Raw genomic sequence first — 25,837 nt, forward strand, 5'->3', positions numbered from 1 at the left:
TCTGAAGAAATAAAATAATATGGCACACGATACTGCACATCATCACGAATCCAACACCAAAAGAATTTGGTCTGTATTTATAATTTTATCTGTTGTAACACTTGTAGAAGTTGTTCTTGGTATAATTAAACCTGAATTTTTAACAGATACAGATCTGGTGAATATGTCACTGTTAAACTGGATATTTATTCTTCTTACTTTGTATAAGGCATATTTAATAGCATGGGCATTTATGCACCTTGAAGCTGAGAATAAATGGTTGCGCAGGGTTATTGTCTGGACTGCAATTTTTCTTATTCTATATTTGGTTTTTATTCTTCTTAATGAAGGATTTTATATATATGAAGTCTATAATGAGGGATATATGTCCTGGGATTTCTAGAAAAGTTAAAAGCATTTAGAAAGGCGGTTTTATAAACCGTCTTTTTTATTTTTGCACTCCTTTTGTCTTATAGTTTAATATGAAAAAGATTTTTATAGTAGGAGTGCTTTTCGCTTTACCAATTGTAGCCTACCTTTTCTTTTCTTCAGGTAAAAATAATTTTGCAAGGCTTCCAGTTCTAACCCCTGAGGTGCAGGATATTTCTCAGTTCGAAAGTTTAGCTGGTAATAAAGTCGCTCTGGAGGACAAAATAACTGTTCTGGCTTTCTTCGGAAGTAACCTTGAGGAGATACGAGGGAATACTTTTAATCTAGATCAGGAGATATTGGACAAATACTACGAATTTGAAGACTTTCAGTTTGTAATCCTTCTTCCGGAAGAAAGCAGGTCCAAGGCTTCTGATTTTGCAAGAGAATTTTCAGCAATAAGCAATTCAGAGCAATGGAAGTTTGTTTTTGCCGCCCCTGAAGAAATTCAGCATGTGTTTAATAGCCTGGGATCTTCTTACAGTCTTGATGGCAAAAGTTATTCTCCTTACGTGTTTATTATTGATAAAGATGCTGCCCTTCGTGGACGGAAGGATGACGAGGATTACGGAAAATTGTATGGCTATGATTCGAGATCTGTTGCAGAGCTTAATAATAAAATGAATGATGATGTAAAGGTGATATTGGCAGAATACAGGCTGGAATTAAAAAAGTATGAAACTGAAGGACTTGAGGATTAAGTGGAGGAAAAATGAAATTAACTAGATGAAAAATTACTCTTATATAGGAATTTCATTGGTCATCCTGATATTCGGGATCATTTTTGTGCCTAAAATAATTGACCGGGTTAGCGATAAGGACACCGTTTCTTCAGACAGGCTAAGCAGGAAAGCAGAAGGTTCAGAAAAAAAGGTTGGGGAGGAGCTATCTTATATTCTCATTAACGGAAAGAAAAGAAAGGCTCCGGAGTTTGAGTTGATAAATCAGGACGGGGATACTATTTCCAATGAAGATTATAATGGCAAAGTGTACGTGGCAGAATTCTTTTTTACCACCTGCCCTACAATTTGCCCGGTGATGAATAAAAATTTAGTAGAAGTTCAAAAAGAATTTAAAGAAGATGATTTTGGAATAGCTTCTTTTACTATAGATCCCAAGCATGATACTCCGCAGGTGCTTAAAGCATATGCTGAAAACTACGGGATAACCAATCCAGATTGGAATTTTTTAACAGGAGATAAAGAAGAAATTTATGGCCTGGCAAATGAAGGATTTTATATCTATGCTGGAGTAGATGAAGCTGTTCCAGGTGGTTTTGCCCATTCGGGATTGTTTGCATTGGTAGATCAGGAAGGTTATATAAGGTCGAGAATTGACAAATTTGGCAATCCGCTTATTTACTACCGGGGCTCTGTTGAAAGGAATAAATCCATTACTGAAGGTGAAGAAGAACCTCAGATCGATATTCTTATTGAAGATATAAAGAAATTACTGTGAGAAAGACATTATCAAGACAGGATAAAGTTGCTGTACCCATAATTATTACATTATCAATTGTGGTACCCTTACTTGTACTCGTACTGATGTTATTGCCTGAACGTTACAACTTCCTCGGAGTACAAGCAGGTAGTTTTCCATTATTCCATGCTGTTTTAAATGGTTCGACAGCAGTTTTATTAATGTTGGGTTACTTTTTTATTAGTATCAGGGAATATAAGCTACACCGTAATGTGATGATTATTGCCTTTTTTCTTTCTGCCATTTTTCTGGTAAGTTATGTGCTGTCAAAGATTAGTAATGATCCTGTTCCATATGGTGGAGATGGTTTTCTTAGAAACCTTTATTTCTTTATCCTTATAAGCCATATCATATTATCGGCAATTATCGTCCCACTCGTACTGTTTACGATGTATCGGGGCCTTACGGGAGAATATGAGAAGCATGCTAAAGTTGCGAGATGGACTTTTCCTATATGGTTTTATGTGGCAGTGACGGGAGTGCTGGTTTATGTTTTTATGTTGCCGTATTACTAGAAAACTGATGCCGATAATTGCCATTTTAGAGGCATAGTTGTATTTTTGCATTTTATTTTTAGACGCCTGAGATCATGAAGTATAGAAAATTTTTCTTTATCGCTGTGTTGATGTTTTCGCCTATAATTGCTGAAGCCCAATGTTCCATGTGCCGGGCAGTACTAGAAAGTGAAACCGACCAGAGTGCAGCAGAAGGGATTAACAATGGTATCGTGTATCTTATGGCGTTTCCATACATCCTTATTGGTGGTATAGGATATTTTATTTATCGTTCCAGAAAGAAAGATAAGTCTATATAATCTACACCTGAATTTTTTCAGATATATCTTCATTTTTTCCTATCGACTTTACCCTCCTGCTAATTTCATTGCAGGCTTATATGTAATCATTTTAATTTTCTGCTACTACAAAAAATTGTTTTTTTCCGTAAAACTTAATTTTTTAAGATTTTTTGGCACCTTCAGTGTAACTTTCTCAGATGATCATAGTCTTATAGCTTGAAGCCGGTAAATTCCTGCTATTAATTTTCATCTTCTCGTCATTATGATAGAAATTAAAGACTTGCATAAATCCTATAAAATGGGGAGCAATTCCCTTCATGTATTAAAGGGAATTAACTTTAATGTACAGGAAGGAGAACTTGTTTCGATTATGGGATCTTCAGGTTCGGGAAAATCAACGTTACTTAATATTCTGGGAATGCTTGATGAGGCAGATAGCGGCTCTTATACGTTAGATGGTTTGCCTATTAAAAATTTAAATGAAAAAATAGCTGCCCGTTACCGCAACAAGTTTTTAGGCTTCATTTTCCAGTCATTTAACCTTATTTCTTATAAAAGCGCCTTAGACAATGTAGCACTTCCACTTTATTATCAGGGAGTAAAACGTAATGAGCGAATAGATATAGCTATGTCTTATCTGGAAAAAGTAGGACTTGCTAAATGGTCCGGCCATTTACCAAACGAGCTTTCAGGAGGTCAAAAACAGCGTGTGGCAATCGCCAGGGCTTTGGCTTCCAATCCAAAAGTACTACTTGCCGATGAACCTACCGGAGCATTGGATACTAAAACGTCCTATGAAGTTATGGACCTTATCCAGGGCATAAACGATGAGGGAAGAACAATTCTGGTGGTAACACACGAACACGATATTGCGCAAATGACCAAGCGTATTGTGAATTTAAAGGATGGGTTAATTATAGATGATACCAGGGTAGACCAGATAAGAGCACTTAGCAATGTTTGATATAGAACGATGGCAGGAAATTTTTGAAACGATCAGTAAGAACAAGCTGAGGACGTTTCTTACCGGTATTTCTGTAGCTTCCGGAATTTTTATTCTTGTAGTGTTATTGGGCATAGGGCAGGGTATGCAAAACGGGATTTCCATTGAATTCCAGGGTGATGCTGAAAATATTCTTTATATCTGGACCGGAGTAACTACAAAGGAATATAAAGGACTTAATCCCGGCCGACAAATTACAATGAGAAACGAGGATTTTAATTATACTGTTGCGGCACATGAGGATGAGCTGGAGTATAAATCTTCTATTTACAGAATTTGGAATGGGATCGTTAATTTTGGTAATGAATCTGGCTCCTACAGAGTTGAAGGTGTTATGCCCGATTATCAGTTTCTGGAAAATGAATCCATATTACAGGGAAGATACATAAATGAACAGGACCTGAAAAGTTCTGAAAAATATGCTGTAATAGGTAAGAAGGTAAGGGATGATCTTTTTAAAGATGGGCAAAACCCGATAGGGGAATATGTGCAGATATCAGGAATTAACTTTAAAGTGATTGGTGTTTTTTCAGATCCTGCAGGAGAACGGGAGGAATCACGCGTTTTTCTTCCGCTTGGTACAGCACAACGTGTTTTTGGTGGTTATGATGAAATCAGGAATTTGTCCTTTACCTTGAAGGAGGAGGAGAATTTTGAAGCGGCCCTTGCTTCATCAGAACGTTTTTCCGCAGAACTTGAAAGCTACTTAAAAGAAAAACATACTATTGCTCCAGATGATAATAGTGCGGTGAGTATCAATAATTCCCTGGAGAATGCCAAGCGGTTTTATGATCTTATGGATATGATCCGGTTTTTCTTCTGGGGAGTAGGAATTTGTACAATTATAGCCGGGATAGTAGGGGTGAGTAATATCATGCTTATCATTGTAAAAGAAAGAACAAAAGAAATTGGGGTAAGAAAAGCTTTGGGTGCGCAGCCAATTTCTATTATTGGAATGGTCTTACATGAATCTATTTTTGTGACGACTATTGCAGGTTTTGCTGGATTAATTTTTAGCCTGGCGCTGCTGGAATTTGTGGGGCCTCTTATCGAAACCCAATACATCTCAAACCCTTCAGTAAACTTTAACGTAGCTATTTCTACCGTTTTTATCCTGATAGTTGCTGGTGCCCTCGCAGGATTTTTCCCGGCCAGACGTGCTGCTAAAATTAAACCAATTGTTGCCTTAAGAGACGAATAGTATGTTCAGCAGGGATAAATGGAGTGAAATAATTGAAGCTTTAAGTTCTAACTGGTTTAGGACGTTGCTCACCGCTTTTGGTGTTTTATGGGGAATATTCATCCTTGTAATACTATTGGCTGCGGGCAGGGGGCTCGAAAACGGGGTGAAACAAGGATTTGGAGGTATTGCTACCAACAGTATGTTTATGTGGACCAGGACAACTTCCAAAGCTTATAAAGGTATGCCTAAAGGGAGAAGGTATGATTTTAAACTGGACGATGTCACCTCACTAAAGCAGAATATTCCTCAACTAAGGTTTGTGTCACCGCGTAATCAATTGGGAGGTTTTGGAGGAGCTAATAATGTTGTGAGGGGTTTAAATGCAGGGGCTTATAATGTTTACGGGGATTATCCGGAAATTATTCAACAGGAACCCATGGACATTACTTCCGGCAGATTTATAAACTACAATGATATTAAGGATAATAGAAAAGTTGCTGTTATTGGAGAAGGAGTAAAGAGTGGGTTGTATGAAATTGGGGAAGAAGTTCTCGGGACTTATATAAAAGTTAGCGGAGTCAACTTTATGGTTGTTGGTACCTACAAGAAAAAAGGAAGTGGAGGAGGTAATGCTGAAGAAGGACAGAAAGAAATATTTGTTCCTTTCACAGCGTTTTCACAGGCATTCAATATGGGAGAAACTGTGGGCTGGATGGCATTAACTGCAGAAGATGGTTCTTCTATAACAAATCTTAAGTCAGATGTTTTTGATCTCATGAAGGAACGACATTCTCTGCACCCGGAAGAAGAACAGGCAATTGGTAATTTTGACCTATATGAAGAGTTTAGCAAAGTAAACGGACTTTTTATAGCTCTTAAGGGAGTCGCTTATTTTGTGGGGATTTTGGTTTTACTTTCGGGGGTAATTGGTATAAGCAATATAATGCTGATTGTGGTAAAGGAGAGGACAAACGAAATAGGGATCAGACGGGCCCTTGGTGCGACCCCATGGTCCATTAGAGGGCAAATTCTTATGGAGTCAATTTTCCTTACTGTTATTTCAGGTATGGCAGGGATAGCTATGGCAACCGGAATAATTGCAATTATTAATATGCAGATGGAAGGAGTGGATACATCAGATATGATGTTTGCAAATCCCAGTGTAGATCTGGGAGTAGTTTTCACAGCCCTGGCCATTTTAATAATTTCCGGTTTGCTGGCCGGTTTGATTCCGGCACAAAATGCTATTAAAATTCAGCCGGTTGATGCATTAAGAACAGAATAAAAAACGATAATAATACAATCAAAAAATGAAAAAAGTTTTCACCATCATCATTTTAGTACTAATAGCGGTAACCTTTTTTGGGGCCCTTTATTACCTGTATCAGAAAAACCAGGAAGACCCTGTGACTTATGAAACAGAACAACCTTCAGAGCAAACCATCATTAAGAAAACAGTTGCCACAGGAAGTATAGTGCCTAAAGACGAGGTACTTATCAAACCAAATATTTCGGGTATTATAGATGAAATTTATATTGAAGCGGGCCAGCAGATAAAATCGGGTGACCTGGTTGCGAGAATTAGAGTTATTCCTAATGTCTCTTCGTTGCAAAGTGCTAAAGACGGTGTTGCTACTGCGAAGATTAATTTTGATAACGCACAGCAGAATTACGATCGGCAAAAAGCTTTGTACGATAAAGGAGTAATTTCAGCTAATGATTTTCAGGAGATAGAAGTAACATATAAGCGGGCACAGCAATCCTATAAATCTGCACAGCAGAATTTTGAAATTATCCGAACCGGTACTACCAGCGGGATAGGAACTGCCGCTAATACATTAATTCGTTCAACTATAGATGGAATGGTGTTGGATGTACCTGTAAAAACAGGAAACCAGGTTATTGAAAGTAACAACTTTAACGATGGTACTACCATTGCTACTTTGGCAGACGTGAACAGGATGATTTTTGAAGGAAAAGTTGATGAAAGTGAAGTAGGTAAAATAAAGGAAGATCTTCCGCTTCAAATAAGCGTGGGAGCTATAGAAAACAAAACTTTTAATGCAGTTCTGGATTATATTGCTCCAAAGGGTGTTGAAGAGAATGGTGCAATTCAGTTTGATATTAAAGGAACGCTGGAAAAGTCAGATACTACTTTTATACGTGCAGGTTTAAGTGCCAACGCTTCTATTATTTTGGCAAAAGTGGATAGTGTATTGGCAATAAAGGAGGCGCTTGTCCAATTTGATACAGAAACCCAGCAGCCATATGTGGAGGTTGAAACTGGTGATCAGAAATTTGAGCGTAAAAATTTGGAGCTTGGAGTGAGTGATGGGATATATGTGGAAGTGAAAAGTGGTATTAACAAAGGCTCAAAAATTAAAGTTTGGAACCAGCTGAAGCCGGCACAGGCTTTTACGTCTAACTAGAACAATTAGAGTGTAACATCTTTCAATTATTACATACGTATCTTTCACAACCAATATTATGAATAAATTTAGCTTTTTAGCCATTTTTCTTTTTTCAGGTCTTTTGGCTAACGCACAGGAAAAAGAATGGACACTTCAGGAATGTGTAAACCGCGCTCTGGAAAATAATATTTCCATTAAACAATCACAACTGGATATTGAAGCAGCCGAAATAGAAAGGCTGGATGCCCTTGGTAATTTTATTCCCAGTGTAAATGCTTCAGCAAGTAATTCGTGGAATACAGGTTTAACTACTAATGTTACTACAGGTGTTCTCCAAACACAAACCACCAGAAACTTTTCCGCAGGAGTTACCGCCAGTCTTACTTTATTTGACGGGCTGCGTAATTTTAAGCAGTTACAACGGGCAAGAATATCCAGGGTTGCAGCAGAATATTCCCTGGAGCAGATGGAAAATGATATAACACTTTTTGTGGTAGATTCTTACCTTCAGGTTCTGTTCAATAAACAAAATCTGGAAGTTTTAAGATCTCAGAATACCGTCACTTTGGAACAAATGGAAAGAACGCAGGAACTTGTAGATGCAGGAAGCCTTCCCGAAGGAGATCTGCTGGAAATAATGGCCTCTAATGCAGATGAAAAGCAGCGAATTATTCTCGCTCAAAACAATGTTCGAATCTCGCTTATTAACCTGGCGCAAATCCTTTTGATTAAGGATTATGAAAATTTCGATATTGTAGAAAGAGATTACGATATACTAGGTGCCGAGGTGCTTGAAAATTCTGTTAGCAGTATTATTGAAAGAGCTAAAGAAGAACGATCTGAACTAAGGATAGCTGAGACAAATAGAGAGCTTGCAGAATTAGATGTAGAAATGGCGCGTGCGGCGTACCTGCCAAGCGTAGGAGCCTTCTTTAATTATAACACCAGGGAATCGGGTGCCGGCAGAATAACAGGCTTTGAAACCGATCCCGATGAGCCAACCCGCCAAATTGGAGTAGTTGAAAGTACCGGTGATATTGTGGTAACGCCTAATACAGTGAGTACTCTTGGTAATCCGTTACCATTTTTTGAGCAATTGCAAAGGAACGACGGTATTAGTTATGGTGTACAGGTGAATATTCCAGTTTTCAATGGATGGTCTACACGTAACCAGGTAAAGAGAAGTGAAATAAACGTGAAAAGGGCAGATTATCAACTGGAGCAGGCAGAGCTGGACCTTGAGGCTAACGTTTATCAGGCATATGTAGATGCAGAAGGAGCTTATGAAGCATATGAAGCCGCCATTGTTGCTGCAAATGCTCAGGAGTTAGCTTATGAGTATGCCAATGAGCGATTTGAAGTGGGGCTTACAAATGCTTTCGATTTTAGCCAGGCTAAAGTGCGCTACGAAAATGCTCAGAGAGAGGTTTTAAGGACGAAATACGACTATATTTTTAACATTAAAGTTATAGAATTGTACTTTGGAATGCCTGTAACGGAATTAAAATTTTAGGAAATGAAAAAGAGAACGATTTATATTATTGTTGGGGTTGTTATAGTCTTTATTGTACTGCTTATTGCAGGGAAGAAAGCAGGGTGGTATGGCAAAACCGGAAATTTTAAGCCAGTTGAGGTTACCCAGGTACAACCTATTAATATAACCGAAACAGTTTCTGCAACAGGAAAGATCCAGCCGGAAGTGGAGGTGAAATTATCATCAGAGGTTTCTGGGGAAATAATAGAGTTGCCCGTAGTTGAAGGACAAATGGTAGAAAAAGGTGATCTTCTTGTACGTGTAAATCCGGATATCTATTTATCGAATGTACAGCGGGTGGAGGCAGGACTTCAGAACATGAGAGCCAACTACGCACAAGCTCAGGCAAGTTTAAAACAGGCGACTGCGAATTACGAGAGAAACAAGCAGCTCTTTGAAAAAGGAGTTATTTCAAAATCAGAATGGGATCAGATCGTCTCTAATTATGAAATGGCAGAAGCGAGTAAAGAGTCGGCTTTTTATAATATGCAGAGTTCGGCAGCTTCTGTTACCGAAGCCAGGGATAATCTTAGCAGAACAAATATATATGCTCCCATGACGGGAACAGTTTCCAAACTGGATGCCGAACTGGGAGAAAGAGTGGTAGGAACCCAGCAAATGGCCGGAACCGAGATTATGAGAGTTGCCGATCTTTCAAATATGGAAGTTGAAGTTGATGTAAACGAAAATGATATTGTAAAAGTTTCTGTGGGAGATTCGACTCTTGTTGAAGTTGATGCTTATCTTGGGAAAGAATTTACAGGATTGGTGACGGAAATTTCCAATTCTGCCGATTCCCAATTGACTGCAGATCAGGTGACGAATTTTAAGGTTAAAGTGCGTATTCTTGAAGAGTCTTATCAGGATCTTATGGAAGGAAAGCCAGAGAATTTCTCACCTTTTCGTCCGGGAATGACCGCAACTGTAGATATAATAACCAACAGCAAAAATAATGTATTGGGTGTACCTATAAGTGCCATTGTTATCAAAAGTGACACTACAGCAAACGAATCGGAACCTGGAAATACAACTGCTTCACAAGAACGTTTTGAAGCTGTATTTCTAAAAGAAGGGGATGAAGCCAGGCTGCAGTTAGTCCAAACGGGAATACAGGATGATTCACAAATTGAAATTACAGAAGGACTTGCAGAAGGCGACCTGGTAATTACCGGTCCATATAACACAGTTACCAAAAGCCTTAAAGCCGGGGATAAGGTAGAAGAAGTGGGAAATCCTGCTGAAGAGGAATAAAAAATAAATCAATTTGGCCATTATACTTTGTTTAGAAACTGCCACTACAAATTGCTCTGTAGCTATTGCTAAAGACGGAATTGTGCTGGCATTAAAGGAAGATTACAATAACAACTATTCCCATGCAGAAAAGCTGCATGTGTTTATTGAGGAAATACTGAAGGAGAACGATTTGCGAACGAAAGATCTTGATGCTGTCGCTATTAGCAAAGGACCAGGATCTTATACCGGGTTAAGAATAGGTGTTTCTGCTGCGAAGGGACTTTGTTTTTCTCTTGATATTCCTTTAATCTCTGTTCCTACGCTTACATCCCTGGCGCACCAGGTTGCTTCAGAAGAAGGATTGATTATTCCTCTGCTGGATGCCAGGAGAATGGAAGTTTATTCTGCGGTATTTAATAAAAATTTTGAACAGATAAGGGAAACTAAAGCAGAAGTTTTGGATAACGATTCGTACCGCTCATACCTTGATAACCAAAAAGTACATTTTATCGGAAACGGAGTGGAGAAATTTCAGAAGATTTGTACCCATCCAAATGCTTTTTTTATAGATAGTAAAATGCCTTCGGCAAGGGAAATGGCTTCTTTGGCAAATGATAAGTATCAAATAAGCGACATGGAAGATGTCGCTTATTTTGAACCTTATTATTTGAAAAATTTTATAGCCGGCTAACGGCTTAGCGTTTATACTTCTTTTGTTGGTCTGGTTTCTTTTTGAACTGTTCCATTCATCTTGGTCTGATCGTAAAAATATACATCCCGTTGCGGATAAGGTATAGTCATTCCGGCAGCTTCCAATCGTATTTTCCCTTCTTCGATCATATACCAGTGGAGATCCCAAAAAACAGTATTTGGAGCAAAATATCTTACCAGTAGATTAACAGAGCTATCTCCCAATTCCCCCACCAGGATTTGGGGTGCCGGATCTTCAATAATATCTTTTTGTTCCTTTACAAGATTTTCAAGTACTTCCTTTGCTTTCTTTATATCATTATCATAAGAAATTCCGAAGGTCAGATTCTCTCTTCTCGTCTCATTATGGCTATAATTGGTTATATTATCATTACTTAGTTCCCCGTTCGGGATTACTACACGCTGGTTTCCAAAGGTATCAAGTTTTGTATAAAAGAGAGAAATCTCTACCACACTTCCTGAAACTCCCTGGGCCTCGATCCAATCTCCAATTTTAAATGGTTTCAGCATAATTATTAAAACTCCGCCTGCGAAGTTGGAAAGGGAACCCTGCAAGGCCAGCCCAATGGCTAAACCAGCGGCACCTATAGCGGCGACAAGTGAAGTGGTTTCGATTCCTAATTGAGAAATCACTACCACAAACAGCAAAATCTTTAGCCCCCAATTTAGAAGATTTACGATAAAATTTTCAAGAGCAGGATCATAATCTCTCGTGTCAGCTAATTTGCGAATGTATGTTATGATAAATCGAATGATCCACAATCCGACAACCAACATGAAAATAGCTGCTAAGAGATCTGGCAAAAAGTCAATTAATTTTTGGGTGTATTCCTTTGCATACATTTCCCAATCCTGAATCTGATCCATTTTTAAAAATTTTTTGCAAATTCAGATTTTACCTTAACAAAACGGAATTTTTCCTGTTTAAGTTTTGTTAAAAACGTTTAAGAGGAGCTCTCAAAATCTCTACAGAAGTTAATCATGTTGGAGTTGCTTCTGATAACTTACTTTTAATACAGCCATAAAAATTAATTTTTTATGATTAATAAATTAGTGTATTCTTAAGCTACGAAATATGAAGGCGTAATTGTTAAAGTTTTAATAACCTTTACCCGTACGATTTTTATTAAAAAAGCGTCACTTTTGCTGGTTGAAATTTAGGTTTATGGAGGATGTTTACATCGTAATGTTAGTGGCTTTGCTTGCTCTGGCAATTACAGATTTGGTGGTAGGGGTAAGTAATGATGCCATCAATTTTTTGAATTCAGCAATAGGCTCCAAAGCGGTCTCCATGAGAACGATTCTTATAGTGGCAAGTCTTGGAGTTGCCGTTGGCGCTATATTCTCAAGTGGGTTAATGGAAGTTGCGAGAAAGGGTATTTTCATGCCGGGCCAGTTCTATTTTGAAGAAATTATGATCATATTTATGGCAGTAATGATCACAGATGTGCTTCTTCTTGATTTTTTTAATTCCCTTGGTCTTCCAACTTCAACAACAGTCTCTATTGTATTTGAATTATTAGGCGCAGCAGTCTGTATGGCGGCTATAAAAATCTATGCAGACACAGGGAACATTAGTGAATTATCTTCCTATATAAATACTTCAAAGGCCACAGAAATTATTCTGGGAATATTTCTGGCTGTATTTATTGCTTTTATTGTAGGTGCGGTTGTACAATATGTTTCCCGGCTTATTTTTTCCTTTCAGTATGACAAGAAGATAAAGTATGTAGGAGCGCTTTTTGGTGGTGTTTCTTTAACGGCGATTTTGTTTTTTATCCTTATTAAAGGACTGAAAAGTGTCTCTTTTATTTCTGATGGTACAGTGGATTTTATAAATGATAACACTCTGGCAATTATAATTGCTGGTTTTGTGGTTTTTACCCTCCTCTCGCAATTTGTAATGAGTGTTTTGAAAATAAATATTCTCCGGATAATTATTGTGATAGGTACATTTGCACTTGCACTTGCTTTTGCAGGAAATGACCTTGTGAATTTTATTGGAGTACCTATAGCGGCCTGGCAATCTTTCGAAATTTGGCAATCTGCTTATCAGTCTTCAGGTATTTTACCTTCAGAATTATTAATGACAGATTTATCCGGAGAAGTTGCTACTCCGGAAATATTTTTGGTTCTGGCAGGAGTGGTTATGGTAGTTACAATCTGGTTTTCCAAAAAAGCACGATCTGTAGTCGATACGGGGGTAAATCTTGCCCGGCAGGGCGATGGCGAAGAACGTTTTGAACCTAATTTCCTGTCCCGGACTATAGTTAGATATTCTGTTCTTTTTGGAAATGCAGTGTCAGTGGTTGTTCCTTCTCCCTTAAAGAAACGAATAGACAATAAGTTTAATAAACCTACCTCCCATGTTAGAAGTAAAAGATTAGATGCTCCTGCATTCGACATGGTGAGAGCTTCTGTAAACCTGGTGGTAGCAAGTATCCTAATCTCCATAGGGACTAGCCTAAAATTACCATTATCGACCACATATGTGACATTTATGGTAGCAATGGGAACATCATTATCAGATCGTGCCTGGGATCGTGAAAGTGCGGTGTACAGAGTGGCAGGTGTGTTAAATGTCGTTGGTGGATGGTTTGTAACTGCCCTGGTTGCATTTACTGCAGCAGCTCTTTTTGCTGCTGTAATATATTATGGTGGAACGATTGCTCTTGCTGTGCTCATTATTATTGCAGCTGTCCTTGTGGTGCGAAGTAGCATTTTGCATTCAAAAAAATCTAAAGAAGAAAAAAATAAAAAGCGTTATAATCGTGCAGATATAATTACTATTAATGAAATTACTTCTGAAACTTCAGAAAATATTTCCAGTGTGATTGGTGGTGTTAATAAGATGTATACCAAAACAGTTGACAATTTGGGGTATCATGATCTCGGAAAACTTAAAAAGAATAATAAAGCAATTAAAAAACTGGAGAAAGAAGTAGATGAATTAAAAGGGAATATATTTTATTTCATAAAATCCCTTGATGAAGATTCTGTAGAAGCCAGTAAATTTTACATCCTGATTCTTGATTACTTGCAGGATATGGTACAATCTATAAGCTTTATTACCCGTAACAGCTATAACCACGTTCACAATAATCACAAGAACTTAAAGTTTAACCAGATACGGGATCTGAAAAAGATCGATGAGAAAATGCAGATCCTTTTTGATGAAATAAAAACTCTTTTTGATAACCACGAATTTGGAGATATAGAGCGGGTGCTTTCAGAAAAACAGGAGCTTTTGGATTCTATTTCTGATTTAATTCAGAAACAGATTAATCGCATTCGTACTTCAGAAACTAGTCCCAAAAATTCGAAACTATATTTTGGTCTGCTTCTGGAAACAAAAGATCTGGTAAGCTCTACTATGAGCCTGTTGCAACTTTTTCAGGATTTTTATACAGAGGCTAAGAGTACCTTGTGAATAAAGAAAAAGCCATAACGCTAACCGTTAATGGCTTCTACAGTTTCTACTTTATCCCTAAGCATATCCCTAAGCATCGTTTCTATTCCATTTTTTAAAGTCATTGTGGAAGAAGGGCAACCACTGCAAGCTCCCTGCAAAATTACTTTTACAGTTTTTGTATCTGCGTCGTAGGATTCAAACAGAATATTTCCTCCATCACTTGCTACTGCTGGTTTAATATATTCGTCCAGTATGGCAATTACTTGCTGGGAAGTGTCGTCTAATCCGCTTAATTTTACTTTTGTTTCCTGGGAATTGTATTTTTCTTCTTTTTCTTGTGCTGATGCAGCTTCAGCAGAAATTACTTCATTTCCTTCCTGAAGAAAAGCGGTGATAAATTCTCTTATTTCTATGGTGATATCATTCCAATCGGCAACTTCATATTTATTAATGGATACATAATTCTCATCAATAAATACTTCCTTTACAAAAGGGAAGTGGAAAAGCTTTTGAGCTAAGGGAGCGTCTTTTGCGTCATCAATATTTTTAAATTCAGCCGCGTTTATAACAAGTTTTTTATTTGCAACAAACTTCATTACCGCTGGATTAGGTGTGCTTTCAGCATATACAGTAACAGGGATATTTTTTGATTTTTCCTCTTTTACCTTTATAACAGGACTACCGGAATTAAGATATTCTTCGATTTGCTGAGCTACTTCCTCCTCTACATCTTTCCAATCGACAATATCGTATTTTTCAAGCGCAACAAAATTTTGCGCGATATAAACTGTTTTTACAAAAGGAAGGTAAAATAATTGCTGAGCCAACGGGGAGGCAGAGGCTTCATCTATATTTTTAAATTCGAAGCTTTCGTGCTGTGTCAGGAACTTGTTAGTTTCAAATTTAACAATTCCCGGTTGGTTTGTGTGCTGAATATTTATTTTAAAGGTATCCATATCAAATTTTATTACAAAAATACTAAAGAAAAGTCATGTAATCTATATATTTACTGCACTTATGGGGACTATTAGTTTATTAAAATTCCGACAGTTACATCGGTTTATTTTCATTTTTTATGGGAGCAGAATAAGAGACAACCTATTTATTCTTCTCATATTTATTTTCTCTCTTCAGACTACTGCTCAGGAGGTCATTCCAACCTACTCAGATTACCTTACAGATAATCTTTTTTTATTGCACCCATCAATGGCTGGCGCAGCGAATATGAACCAAATTAGATTAACGGCCAGGCAGCAATGGTTTGACGTAGAAAATGCACCCAGCTTACAAACCTTGAGTATTAATGGAAGAGTAGGTGACAAAATAGGTCTGGGAGGGATACTTTTTAATGATTCCAACGGAAATTTTTCTAAGAGTGGAGCTTATGCAACCTTTGCTTATCATTTAATGTTTTCACGAAGCAATGTAGACCTTAATCAATTATCTTTTGGGATTAGTGGGGGGTTAATACAGCACAGGCTCGATCAAAGTGGTTTTACAGAATTTGATCCTGCGCTGGGCGGAAGTAATGCTGATATATATGCCAATATGGATTTTGGGGTGTCTTATTATTATATGAACTTCTATAGCCATTTTGCGGCAAAGAATCTTTTGTCAGTTAAACGAGATTTATTTTTTTCTAATGCAGTTCCCAGTAATCAGAGAAAATATTTTGCTTCGGCAGGATATATTTTTGAGGAAGTTTCTGATGACTTTAGTCTGGAGCCTTCCCTTTTATTTCAATTAAAAGAGGCGACAAATGAAAAAGCTATAGATCTTAATCTTAAAGCTTACAGAGATATGAATTTTGGTCAGTTTTGGGGAGGTTTATCCTATAGAAATAACTTTGAAGGGGCGGAGTATGCCGAAGAGGGAGAAGAATTAAGAAATCAGCTTTCAAGTTATATTACTCCTTTTGTAGGGGCTAATTATAATAATTTTCTGGTTGGCTATACTTTTACATATCAATTAAATTCTCTAGTTTTAAGTAATAATGGTTTTCACCAGATTACGCTGGGATATAATTTTGGAAAAAGCAGGAAGCGTTACGACTGTAAATGTCCCGCGGTAAATTACTAGAATTCCAGGAAAGAAACAGGATATCGATTTTCCTCTGAATTTATAAGATCTGCCAGAACCAAGGGATCTTTATTGGTGAAGAATTCAGGAATATGGCGATCCAAGGTTGAGGAGTTTAGTAATTCATCTTTGGTAAGTACAGCTTTGGTTTGCCGGGCTACCGCCTCTCCTGAATCAATAATCTGCACATCCTCAGGCAATATTTTTTTCAAAGTGGGGATGAGGTAGGGATAATGGCTGCAACCCAGTACCAGGTAGTCAATTTTTTCCCGGAGCATAGGTTTCAGAAGCTCCTTTAATAAATTTTCTGTTTCATAAGAATCTTTTTTCCCGCTTTCGATTAGCTCTACTAATCCATTGCCTTCTACTTCAATCACTTTAATGTTCTGGGCATATAATTCTGATGTTTTAGAGAAAAGGGCACTGCTAAGAGTTCCTTTAGTGGCGAGAATTCCTATTGCCTTAGTCTGGGACTTAAGGGCGGCAGGTTTAATGGCGGGCTCAATTCCTATAAAGGGAATATTATAATGTAATCTTAATGTTTGAATAGCATTAGTAGTGGCAGTATTACAGGCTACCACAATTACCTTGCAGTTCATGGATAGTAGTTTCTCAGTATTTTTTTTACTGAGGTTAACAATTTCCTCAACTGTTTTTTTTCCATAAGGTGCATTTCTACTGTCGGCGAGATAAATAGTTTTTTCGTGTGGTAACAGGCTAAAAATTTCTTTCCAGATGGAAGTGCCGCCTACCCCAGAATCAAAAATACCAATAGGATTAGAACTCATAGATACAAAAATAAAAACTGCGCAGGATTACTGCGCAGTTTTTCAATTTATTATTTTAAGGCTAAAATTACATTCCCAATTCCTTTTTAACATCGGGCATAAGATCATAACCGTCAGCAAGTATAACTCCGGTTCCTGTAGTAGAGTCAAGTACATAATCATACCCTTTAGCTCTTGCTACTTTTTGAATAGCTCCACGTGCTTTTTCAATTACCGGGGCAATAAGTTCATTCTGTTTTTTCTGAAGTTCCTGTCTGGCTTTTTGGCTATGCTCCTGGATTCTTCTTTGAGTCATTTGCATTTCCTGAGAACGTTTTTGATTCTCTTCATCAGTTACTGTTTCAACTTCAGCCTGATACCTTTGCATGGTACTTTGAGCTTCTGTCAGCATATCATTGATTTCAGCATCGTAAGTTTTTTCAAGTTTTTCCAGTTGAGTCATAGCATCACTATAAGCCGGCATAGATTCAACCAGATCCTGTGTTGCTACATGTGCAACTTTAGACTGTGCGTTTGTAAAAGCTGTAGCTCCAACGGTTAATGCTAAAGCTATTAAAAGTGTTCTGAATTGTTTCATTTTAATCGTTATTAGTGTTAAAGTATTTAAAGTTAATTAATTGTGTCCTTTTGTTTTCTCAAATTCCTAATGGAATCCATCCTGCGTTGGCGTTCTTCAATTATTTTAGCACGCCTCTCTTCCAGTTCTTGCTGTTTAGCAGCTTTTATGGAATCTCTTTGTCGCTGCCGCTCAGCCAATATAGCTTCCCGTGCAGTCTGTTTATCCTGAATTATTTGTGCCTCTTCATTGATCTTCTCATCCTCTTCTACAGTTCTTTCTTCTGCTATTTCCAGCTCCTGGCGTTCCTGACGTGAATCAATTTGTCTTCTATTTGCAGCCCGGTTAATACTCCTAAGAACCTGATCACTTATATCATGCTCTTCTGCGGCATATAACATTCCTGTATCTGCTGTGCGATCGAAGACCATATCTAAATTCCTGTTTTCAGAGATTTCTCTAACCGCTGTAAAAACCTGATCCTGGATTGGCCGTACAAGCTGCTTTTTTTGTATCAGGTAATCTCCATTGGGCCCAAATCTTTTTTGCTGATAATCCAGCGCTTGTTCTTCCTGGTATGCTATTTCTTCTTCACGCTCTTCTATTAATTCCCGTGTAAGAAGTGCTCTTTCGTTCTCAAGTCTGGATTTCATTTGCTCAATATCCCTTTTTTTTGCTTCAACTTCAGATCTCCATTCCTGAACCCTTGAATCGAGTTGAGAAGAAGCTTCCTGGTATTGAGGAACGTTTTGTAGAATATATTCCATATCGACATAACCAATGCGGAAGGTTTTTTGTGCCTGTAAACCCTTTCCGGAAAAAAGTATTAATAATGTCAAACAGAAAACTCTATTTTTCATATTCTGGAATATAGAAAATACCGTGCCAAATTTAAAACTGCTGGTTGAGAATAAAATGTGTTTCCCAGCCATGGGGTCCCTGTTCTCCTACAACGGGATCGAAACCATAACCGAAATCAATTCCTAATAAACCGAACATCGGCATAAATATCCTGATACCTGCCCCAGCCGATCTGTTTAACTGAAATGGATTAAAATCCCGAAAATTGTCATAAGAAGCACCCCCTTCAACAAAGCTCAGTGCATAAATAGAGGCTGATTGCTTCAGGGTTATAGGGAAACGTAATTCTAAGGAATATTTATTGTAAATAGTGGCTCCGTCATCTGTTGCTCCTGTAGGGCGATCCAATGGAACTACAGATTGGTTTGCATAGCCCCTTAACTGTATAGTTTCCCTGCCGTCAAGACTAAAAGCTCCTAAACCATCACCTCCTACGTAAAAACGTTCAAAAGGTGGAATTCCTCTTTCATTATTGTAAGCACCAAGAAATCCAAATTCTGAATTTGTTCTTAAAACAAGGTTCTTATTACTTCCGAAATTGGCTAAAGTCGTGTACCATGTACCATTAAATTTAATTTTATAAAATTCGAGCCACTTGAATTTTTCCTGGTCTACTTTTCTCTGGTCTGGAATCGCATTTTCTGGTGCCACTCTTTGCCCGTTAGCGCCAATAAAATTACCCTCTGCATCTTTTAATTGAAATTCTTCCTGCTCTCCTAAATTTGCGTAGTCTGTTCCATTCCACAAGGAGTAAGGAGGGGTTAACTTAGCAGTTAATCTAAACTGAGACCCTCCAATTGGGAAAACAGGATTTGTATAGGTATTATCCCGGGTTAACCCGAAGGTATAAGTAAAATTATTAGAATAGCCGTCCCCGAAGGTAAACAGCCCTGTGTTATAGTTATTGAGATCATATCTCTGGAAACCTACTGCATGAGAAACTGTCATAAACCTGTCTGGAACACTTAAACGTTTGGCTAAGCCTACGCTTACTCCAAGAATGTCAAAACTTCTGGTTTTATCTGCTCTTCTGCTCAGGTAGTCGAATAGAAACTGTCGTGTATAGCTAAAAGATGTAGAAAAACTTACCGGCTTTACACCCCCTAACCATGGCTCCCGGAAGGAAAGGCTGTAAGTCTGATAAAAAGTACTGGCCTGGGCTCTAAGGGAGAGGCTTTGGCCATCACCCATTGGTACAGGTTTATATGATTCTTTATCAAAAATACCCGCAATAGAAAAATTATTAAAAGAGAGCCCTAAAGTACCAATAAAACCGCCGCCGCCATAACCACCTTGTAATTCTATCTGGCTTGCTCCTGCCTCTACTACAGAATATTCTAAATCTAAAGTACCTGTATTAGGGTTGGGATCTATAAGATTAGGGCTTAACTGTTCAGCATCAAAGAAGCCTAATCTACCCAATTCGCGCAAGGTGCCCATTATATTGGCTTTGCTGTACTTTTCCCCCGGTTTTGTAAGAAGTTCTCTATAGATTACGTTGTCTTTTGTTCTATCGTTTCCTGTAACTCTTATTTTATTAAAATAAGCTTCTTTACCTTCAGAAATTCTAACTTCAAAATCTATGGTGTCATTTTCAACACTTGTTTCCACAAGGTTTATGTTTGAAAAAAGATATCCATTGTTCTGGTATAAATTTGTGAGATCCTGGGCATCAGGTTTTGTGTTGTCCATGATCCTTTTATCCAATAAAACTCCATTATAAATATCGCCTTCCTGAATTCCAAAAACCCGAGACAGTTGTTCGTCTGTATAAACGCTGTTCCCAACAAATTCTATATCTCCAATATAATAACGGTCACCTTCCTCAATCTTTAATTGCAGAGCGATGGTCTCCTCATCTTTCCGAATCAAAGAATCGGAAACAATCCGGGCATTTCTAAATCCGTTTTCTTTATATTTATCTATTACGGAAACTTTGTCTTCCTGGTAGTCGCTACGAACAAATTTTGATCTTTTCCAGATGCGGAAAATATTTTTTTGTTTCGTATTCTTCATGTTACGCCTTAGCTTGGCGTCAGAAAATACTTCGTTTCCAATAAATTCTATATTGTCAATTTTTACCCGGTCTCCACGATCTACATTTACGACCATATTTACCCTACTGGTTTGTGCCTGGGTGGCCGTGTCTTCTACAGGAATAGTATTAATAGCTACTTTGGTATTAAAGTAACCTTCTTTTTTATACTTGTTTTCAATGTAATTTTTAGTTGTCGTAATGAGGTTTTCAGTTACTTTTGTACCTGGCGTCAAGTTGTTTTCCTCAATTAACTCTTCTTTTTCCCTTTTCTTTTTCACACCTTGAATACGAGCCTGGGCAAGTTGAGGTACCTCCTGAATTTCAAGTTCAAGATCTGCAACGTTTCCTTCTACATTAGTGATGTAGAAATTAATATCACTAAAACTACCAATATCCCAGAGTTTTTGAACAACTTTACTCAAACGTTCTCCGGGAATAAAAATTTCTTCACCTTCTTTTAAGCCAGTGTAGGCGATTACTGTCTGCTCATTAAAGCTGACAGTTCCGGTAACTTTTATGTCACCAATAATATATTTTTCCCCGTTCGCAAGAGGTAGATCTTGAGCTTGTGTAGATATACTAAAAGTAAATATGAATGCTAAGAGTGTTAAAAATCTCTTTGTGGTGGATGCATTAACTGAGTTGCTCACTAGTTTTTCCAAATCTTCGTTCTCTGTTTTGATAATTGTATATGGCTTCAAAAAGATCTTCTTTCCTGAAATCTGGCCATAAAATATTTGTAAAATATAATTCTGCATAGGCTATTTGCCATAGCAGAAAGTTGCTTATTCGCTGTTCACCGCTTGTTCTTATTAAGAGGTCTACGTCCGGCAAATTGTGGGTGTAAAGATGCTTATTTATAATCGATTCATCAATAGCATCAATGGATAATTCTTTATTTTTTACTTCCTGACTTATGCTCTTTATGCAGTTTGTTAATTCTTCTCTCGAGCCATAACTTAATGCAAGGGTAAGAACCATTCTGTTATTAGAGCTGGTTTTGTCAATAACCTCTGAAAGTTCCCTGCGGGCTTTTTTAGGTAGGGTGTGGATATTACCTATTGCTTTTAACTGAATATCGTTATCCTGAAGTGTCTTTATCTCCTTTCTAAGAGAAGATACTAATAACTTCATGAGTAGATCTACTTCAAGTTTTGGGCGGTTCCAGTTTTCAGTGGAAAAAGCATATAGGGTAAGATTTTTCACTCCAATTTCAGCACATCCTTCTACCACATCCCGAACAGCAGTAGTGCCTTCCTCGTGTCCCGCAGCCCTTAAAAAACCTTTTTTCTGAGCCCACCGCCCGTTGCCATCCATAATAACCGCAATATGCAGGGGTAATTTCTTCAGGTTTATTTCGTCTCTAAAAATCATATTAAAAGTGGCTATAGCACGGTTTTCTTCCGAAGGTAAAAGTAAGGGTTATCCCAGTAAATACATACCAGTCTGAAGTATTTCTATTTCCAAATTCAATAGGTGGATCCCTTCTCCCAAGGAGTTCAGAAGGCCAGCTTCCATCCAGGTTATCACTAAATGTATAACGAGCACCTACTTCCAGGCCTCCTATTATGTTTTGCGTAATTGTCTCTTTATATCCTAAAACCATTGGAATCGAAAATTCCCAGTTTGTTCCTTCATTTTCCAGATTACCACCCCTTCCATTCTGTAGGTACACATGATCGGCTCTAAAAAAGGTTAAACCTGTGTACAGGTATGGCGTGCTCTGCGGAATTCCTTCATGCAAATCATAGTTCCAAAAATTAAATTCAATACCCAAAGAAGCTTCAGCAATAGTGTTGCTAAAAGAATAGCCTCGCTGCTGTCTCCTAATTTCGCTGGAGTTTGCATCGTCGGCAGCTATTTCCCCGTAAAGTAAGGATGCTCTAAATGCATGCCGGGGACTTCTGTTCCATTTTGCAATCGCACCGCCTACCAATGTATTCGGATTAATGAAATTAGATTTTCCTACATCTCCTATATAGTTAGCGCCACCAATAAATGGCCCTATCTCAAAGGTCTGGGAGTGGGAAAAGGTGGTGCAAATAACCAAAAAGGCAAAAGCAAGTAGGTGCTTCATAGGTTTTTAAAAGTCTGCAAATATAACAATTATGTTTGCTCCACAATAATTTGAGCATTTTTGTACACAGTTATAAACAGATTTGAGGAGCTTTTATTGTCTAATTACGTTTATCTTCTCCCCATAGCAGCTTCTTTCGGAGTGTTTTTAAAAAGCTGTCACCATGCAATTCTACTATTTTAATAGCAAAAGGAGCTTTCTCTACCGTTATTTCTGTATCATTTTGCAGCGTTGCAATTCGGGAATCCATAGAAACGAGATAAGAATCTTCTCTTCCGGACACCTTCAGCCTTATTTTAGTATCGTCGGTAATCACCAGGGGTCTGGCATTAAGATTATGTGGTGCAATAGGAGTGATAATGAGGGAATTCACGTTAGGAGTAATTACTGGACCTCCACAACTTAAGGAATAACCTGTGGAACCTGTGGGGGTCGAAATTATTACGCCGTCTGCCCAATAAGAAGTAAGGTATTGGTTATCGAGCCAGGTATCTACTGTAATCATCGAAGTAGTATTTCTTCGGCTTACCGCAATTTCATTAAGGGCTACGTATTTAAATACACCGTCTGAGCTTTCAGGATTGGTTGAGATTTTTAAAACAGTCCTTTCTGAAATGCTATAATTTTTCTGAAGTATACTGTGTATGGTAGCTTTAATCTCTTCTTTTTGAATCGTGGCAAGAAATCCAAGTCTGCCGGTATTTATTCCTAATATTGGTATGTCCAGATCACGAATGTAATTAATAGATTTCAGGATTGTTCCATCACCCCCTATACAGAAAAATAAGTCGTAGGAATTATCCAGTTCTTCGAACGTCCTGAAGTGATTGTATTCTTTATGTATGGTTTCATTTTTATTTATAAGATCCAGGAAATTTTCTTCTATGATAACCTCAACATTTTCCTGATCGAGCAGTTCCAGTAACTGTCCAATATATTTTCCCGCGTTTGTATGATAAAACTGTCCGTAAATCCCTATTTTCATCCAGATAAGTATTAAAAATTTCCTCCTGTTCAGAAGTAAAAAGTGACTTCAGATTATTAAATATTCAAGTATTTATCGAGATATTTCGATCTGTCTTTCATATTTTTTTTGAATGTATCTTCCTGATGTTCAGAAATGATATTGTAGCCATAACGTCTAAAAGCCTGGATAATCGCAGTCATGGCAGTGGGGCTGGTTTTAACGGTAATCTGAGCTACATCATTTTCGATTTTGGAAACAAAGGCACCCAAAATATGCCCATTATTGGTCTCTACGATCTGGCTCACTTCACTAATAGAATAATCTTTAAAACTTTTTTCAACTACAAGAATATTTCCTGCTTCATTTAAAAAAGGTGTTTCATTAAAGAGGCTAATCATATCATTAACTTCAAAATAGCCCTGGTAGAGATTGTTTTCATCAAGTACCGGAAGCAAATTGGTATCATTCTGGGCGAAAGCTTCCAAAATATCCAGCCAATATCCATCTTCCCTTACAAAAAAGCCTTCTAGAGCATATTGATAATCCTCAAGAATCTTATCTGCATCAAAACAGCGGATGTCATTTTCTGAAATACATCCAATATAGGTTCCGCTCTTTTCTACCGGCAAATGTGTATATGTAAGATTGTTGAATAGATCCTGTGTTTCTCCAATTTTATCAGAAAGTTTCAGGATTTTTACATCGTTTAGAATATATTCCTCCATGCTCATATCTTGCTCCTTTTTCTGCAAATTAATCAAAATAATATTCAATGAAGCAGGGGCAACTTTGTATTTTTGTTATATAAAGTGGAAAATATGACCAAATTAAGCGTAAACATTAATAAAATTGCGACTCTAAGGAATGCCCGTGGCGGAAATATTCCTAATGTGGTTCAGGTGGCAAAAGATATAGAATCTTTTGGAGCAGAAGGAATAACGGTTCATCCAAGGCCAGATGAGCGGCATATTACTTATCAGGATGTGCTTAATCTCAGTAGCGCCTTGACTACAGAATTTAATATAGAAGGGAATCCTATTACAAAGTTTGTCAATCTTGTCCTGCAGGTGAAACCTGCGCAAGTGACCCTTGTTCCAGACAAAGAAGACGCCATTACTTCTAATGCCGGTTGGGACACTGTAAAGCATAAAACCTACTTAAAGGAAATCATTTCTGTGTTTAAAGAAAACAACATCAGAACTTCAATTTTTGTAGATCCAGATCCCGAAATGATACGAGCAGCTGTAGAAACAGGAGCAGATAGAATTGAATTGTATACCGAAGCTTATGCTGTTTCTTATGCAAAAGGAGAAAAACAGGGAGTAATGCCTTATGCGGAATGTGCTAGAATTGCTCATGAACTAGGCCTGGAAATTAATGCAGGACACGATCTTTCTTTAGATAATATTAAATACTTTAAACAGCAGGTTCCTCATGTAGACGAGGTGTCCATTGGCCATGCCTTAATTTCGGAATCCCTTTATACAGGCCTGGAAAAAACGATACAACAATATCTAAAATTGCTTAAATAAGATGAAATTACATTCAACGATAATTGGTGAAGGGAAGCCTTTTCTCATTTTGCACGGATTTTTAGGGATGAGTGATAACTGGAAAACTTTAGGAAATTCCTTTGCAGAAGAAGGGTATGAGGTGCATCTTATAGACCAGCGTAATCATGGAAAAAGTCAGCATAGTGACGATTTTAACTATAATCTTCTTGCTGAAGATGTTGCAGGTTATTGCCAGGATAAACAACTTGAAAATATTATTCTCCTGGGCCATTCTATGGGTGGGAAAACTGCCATGTTAACAGCTTTTCTTAATCCTGAATTAGTAAAAAAATTACTTGTAGTAGATATTGCACCTAAATATTATGCTCCTCACCATCAGGAAATTCTCGCTGGTCTAACAGCTTTAGATGAAGCAACGATTACATCAAGAGGTTATGCAGAAGATTTTTTAGCAGATTTTGTTCCAGATAAGCCTACACGGCTATTCCTGCTTAAAAACCTATACTGGAAGACTAAAAAAGAACTTTCTTTAAAACTTAATTTAGAAGCTCTAAAAGATAATATTGAAGATCTTGGTGCGGCACTTCCTGTGCAATATACTTACGATAAGCCCACACTTTTTATTAAAGGCGGGAATTCGAGATATATTAAGGAGGAGGATTGGGAGCCAATTAAAGAACAATTTAGTAAAGCTGAACTAGTGACTATACCCCGCGCCGGTCATTGGGTTCATGCAGAAAAAAGAAAAGAATTCTATACTGTGGTAATGTCATTTCTATAAAACTTC

26 protein-coding genes are annotated in these 25,837 nt (G+C 37.7%); 16 read left to right on the forward strand and 10 right to left on the reverse strand.

Annotated features, from left to right (window positions below):
• Positions 1-19: 19 nt before the first annotated feature.
• From RM549_RS05875 to tsaB, 12 genes are all read left to right on the forward strand, one after another.
• Positions 20-382, forward strand: a complete 363-nt coding sequence (locus tag RM549_RS05875; RefSeq protein ID WP_311682743.1) for a cytochrome C oxidase subunit IV family protein — start codon at positions 20-22, stop codon at positions 380-382.
• 79 nt (positions 383-461) lie between these two features.
• Positions 462-1,109, forward strand: coding sequence for a hypothetical protein (locus tag RM549_RS05880; protein ID WP_311682745.1), 648 nt, complete (start codon positions 462-464; stop codon positions 1,107-1,109).
• Positions 1,110-1,134: 25 nt separating this feature from the next.
• Positions 1,135-1,866 (forward strand): SCO family protein, encoded by a 732-nt coding sequence (locus tag RM549_RS05885; protein WP_311682747.1) that lies wholly within the window; start codon positions 1,135-1,137, stop codon positions 1,864-1,866.
• Positions 1,863-2,402 carry a DUF420 domain-containing protein gene (locus RM549_RS05890; protein WP_311682749.1) on the forward strand — a complete coding sequence of 180 codons (540 nt, stop codon included), beginning with the start codon at positions 1,863-1,865 and terminating at the stop codon, positions 2,400-2,402. Before RM549_RS05885 ends, RM549_RS05890 begins: the two co-directional genes overlap by 4 nt.
• 74 nt (positions 2,403-2,476) lie before the next feature.
• On the forward strand, positions 2,477-2,701 hold the full coding sequence (locus RM549_RS05895; protein WP_311682752.1) for a hypothetical protein: 225 nt from the start codon (positions 2,477-2,479) through the stop codon (positions 2,699-2,701).
• A gap of 244 nt (positions 2,702-2,945) precedes the next feature.
• Positions 2,946-3,647, forward strand: a complete 702-nt coding sequence (locus RM549_RS05900; protein WP_311682754.1) for an ABC transporter ATP-binding protein — start codon at positions 2,946-2,948, stop codon at positions 3,645-3,647.
• The gene (locus tag RM549_RS05905; RefSeq protein WP_311682755.1) at positions 3,640-4,887 is read left to right on the forward strand and encodes an ABC transporter permease; all 1,248 of its coding nucleotides are present in this window, start codon (positions 3,640-3,642) and stop codon (positions 4,885-4,887) included. Before RM549_RS05900 ends, RM549_RS05905 begins: the two co-directional genes overlap by 8 nt.
• 1 nt (position 4,888) lies before the next feature.
• Positions 4,889-6,154 carry an ABC transporter permease gene (locus RM549_RS05910; RefSeq protein WP_311682756.1) on the forward strand — a complete coding sequence of 422 codons (1,266 nt, stop codon included), beginning with the start codon at positions 4,889-4,891 and terminating at the stop codon, positions 6,152-6,154.
• Positions 6,155-6,179: 25 nt separating this feature from the next.
• Complete coding sequence (locus RM549_RS05915; protein WP_311682758.1) at positions 6,180-7,298, forward strand: efflux RND transporter periplasmic adaptor subunit; 1,119 nt, start codon at positions 6,180-6,182, stop codon at positions 7,296-7,298.
• 58 nt (positions 7,299-7,356) lie between these two features.
• Positions 7,357-8,793: a TolC family protein gene (locus RM549_RS05920; protein ID WP_311682760.1), complete on the forward strand. Its 1,437-nt coding sequence runs from the start codon at positions 7,357-7,359 to the stop codon at positions 8,791-8,793.
• Positions 8,794-8,796: 3 nt separating this feature from the next.
• Positions 8,797-10,065 carry an efflux RND transporter periplasmic adaptor subunit gene (locus RM549_RS05925; RefSeq protein WP_311682762.1) on the forward strand — a complete coding sequence of 423 codons (1,269 nt, stop codon included), beginning with the start codon at positions 8,797-8,799 and terminating at the stop codon, positions 10,063-10,065.
• A gap of 13 nt (positions 10,066-10,078) precedes the next feature.
• Positions 10,079-10,738 (forward strand): tRNA (adenosine(37)-N6)-threonylcarbamoyltransferase complex dimerization subunit type 1 TsaB, encoded by a 660-nt coding sequence (gene tsaB, locus RM549_RS05930; RefSeq protein WP_311682764.1) that lies wholly within the window; start codon positions 10,079-10,081, stop codon positions 10,736-10,738.
• Positions 10,739-10,749: 11 nt separating this feature from the next.
• Here tsaB and RM549_RS05935 read toward each other — a convergent pair whose 3' ends face one another.
• The gene (locus tag RM549_RS05935) at positions 10,750-11,625 is read right to left on the reverse strand and encodes a mechanosensitive ion channel family protein (protein WP_311682766.1); all 876 of its coding nucleotides are present in this window, start codon (positions 11,623-11,625) and stop codon (positions 10,750-10,752) included.
• 298 nt (positions 11,626-11,923) lie between these two features.
• On the opposite strand from RM549_RS05935, the gene RM549_RS05940 reads away from it, so the two are divergent.
• On the forward strand, positions 11,924-14,188 hold the full coding sequence (locus tag RM549_RS05940; RefSeq protein ID WP_311682768.1) for an inorganic phosphate transporter: 2,265 nt from the start codon (positions 11,924-11,926) through the stop codon (positions 14,186-14,188).
• 20 nt (positions 14,189-14,208) lie between these two features.
• Here the strand turns inward: RM549_RS05940 and RM549_RS05945 are convergent, their stop codons facing one another.
• A complete protein-coding gene (locus tag RM549_RS05945; protein WP_311682770.1) occupies positions 14,209-15,126 on the reverse strand; it encodes a NifU family protein in 918 nt (305 codons plus the stop codon).
• A 148-nt stretch (positions 15,127-15,274) separates the two neighbouring features.
• Here RM549_RS05945 and RM549_RS05950 point away from each other — a divergent pair, with 148 nt between their 5' ends.
• Positions 15,275-16,249 (forward strand): PorP/SprF family type IX secretion system membrane protein, encoded by a 975-nt coding sequence (locus tag RM549_RS05950; RefSeq protein ID WP_489752689.1) that lies wholly within the window; start codon positions 15,275-15,277, stop codon positions 16,247-16,249.
• On the opposite strand, the gene murI is transcribed toward RM549_RS05950, so the two are convergent.
• From murI to RM549_RS05990, 8 genes are all read right to left on the reverse strand, one after another.
• A complete protein-coding gene (murI, locus tag RM549_RS05955) occupies positions 16,246-17,037 on the reverse strand; it encodes a glutamate racemase (RefSeq protein ID WP_311682774.1) in 792 nt (263 codons plus the stop codon). The genes RM549_RS05950 and murI overlap by 4 nt on opposite strands.
• Before the next feature lie 67 nt (positions 17,038-17,104).
• Positions 17,105-17,614: an OmpH/Skp family outer membrane protein gene (locus tag RM549_RS05960; RefSeq protein ID WP_311682776.1), complete on the reverse strand. Its 510-nt coding sequence runs from the start codon at positions 17,612-17,614 to the stop codon at positions 17,105-17,107.
• 32 nt (positions 17,615-17,646) lie between these two features.
• Entirely contained in the window at positions 17,647-18,432 is a 786-nt protein-coding gene (locus tag RM549_RS05965) for an OmpH/Skp family outer membrane protein (protein ID WP_311682778.1), read from the reverse strand.
• A gap of 52 nt (positions 18,433-18,484) precedes the next feature.
• A complete protein-coding gene (locus RM549_RS05970) occupies positions 18,485-21,193 on the reverse strand; it encodes a BamA/OMP85 family outer membrane protein (RefSeq protein ID WP_311682779.1) in 2,709 nt (902 codons plus the stop codon).
• Positions 21,126-21,866, reverse strand: coding sequence for an undecaprenyl pyrophosphate synthase (gene uppS, locus RM549_RS05975; protein WP_311682780.1), 741 nt, complete (start codon positions 21,864-21,866; stop codon positions 21,126-21,128). The genes RM549_RS05970 and uppS overlap by 68 nt, the downstream gene beginning before the upstream one ends.
• Position 21,867: 1 nt before the next feature.
• Positions 21,868-22,569 carry a type IX secretion system protein PorG gene (gene porG / locus RM549_RS05980; protein WP_311682782.1) on the reverse strand — a complete coding sequence of 234 codons (702 nt, stop codon included), beginning with the start codon at positions 22,567-22,569 and terminating at the stop codon, positions 21,868-21,870.
• A gap of 100 nt (positions 22,570-22,669) precedes the next feature.
• Entirely contained in the window at positions 22,670-23,554 is an 885-nt protein-coding gene (locus tag RM549_RS05985) for an NAD kinase (protein ID WP_311682783.1), read from the reverse strand.
• A 56-nt stretch (positions 23,555-23,610) separates the two neighbouring features.
• Complete coding sequence (locus tag RM549_RS05990) at positions 23,611-24,267, reverse strand: CBS domain-containing protein (RefSeq protein WP_311682784.1); 657 nt, start codon at positions 24,265-24,267, stop codon at positions 23,611-23,613.
• Between the two features lie 87 nt (positions 24,268-24,354).
• Here RM549_RS05990 and RM549_RS05995 point away from each other — a divergent pair, with 87 nt between their 5' ends.
• Positions 24,355-25,068, forward strand: coding sequence for a pyridoxine 5'-phosphate synthase (locus tag RM549_RS05995; protein WP_311682786.1), 714 nt, complete (start codon positions 24,355-24,357; stop codon positions 25,066-25,068).
• A 1-nt stretch (position 25,069) separates the two neighbouring features.
• Positions 25,070-25,831: an alpha/beta fold hydrolase gene (locus RM549_RS06000; protein WP_311682787.1), complete on the forward strand. Its 762-nt coding sequence runs from the start codon at positions 25,070-25,072 to the stop codon at positions 25,829-25,831.
• Positions 25,832-25,837: the final 6 nt, after the last annotated feature.

Source organism: Autumnicola patrickiae (assembly GCF_031846525.1).
Lineage (GTDB): Bacteria > Bacteroidota > Bacteroidia > Flavobacteriales > Flavobacteriaceae > Autumnicola > Autumnicola patrickiae.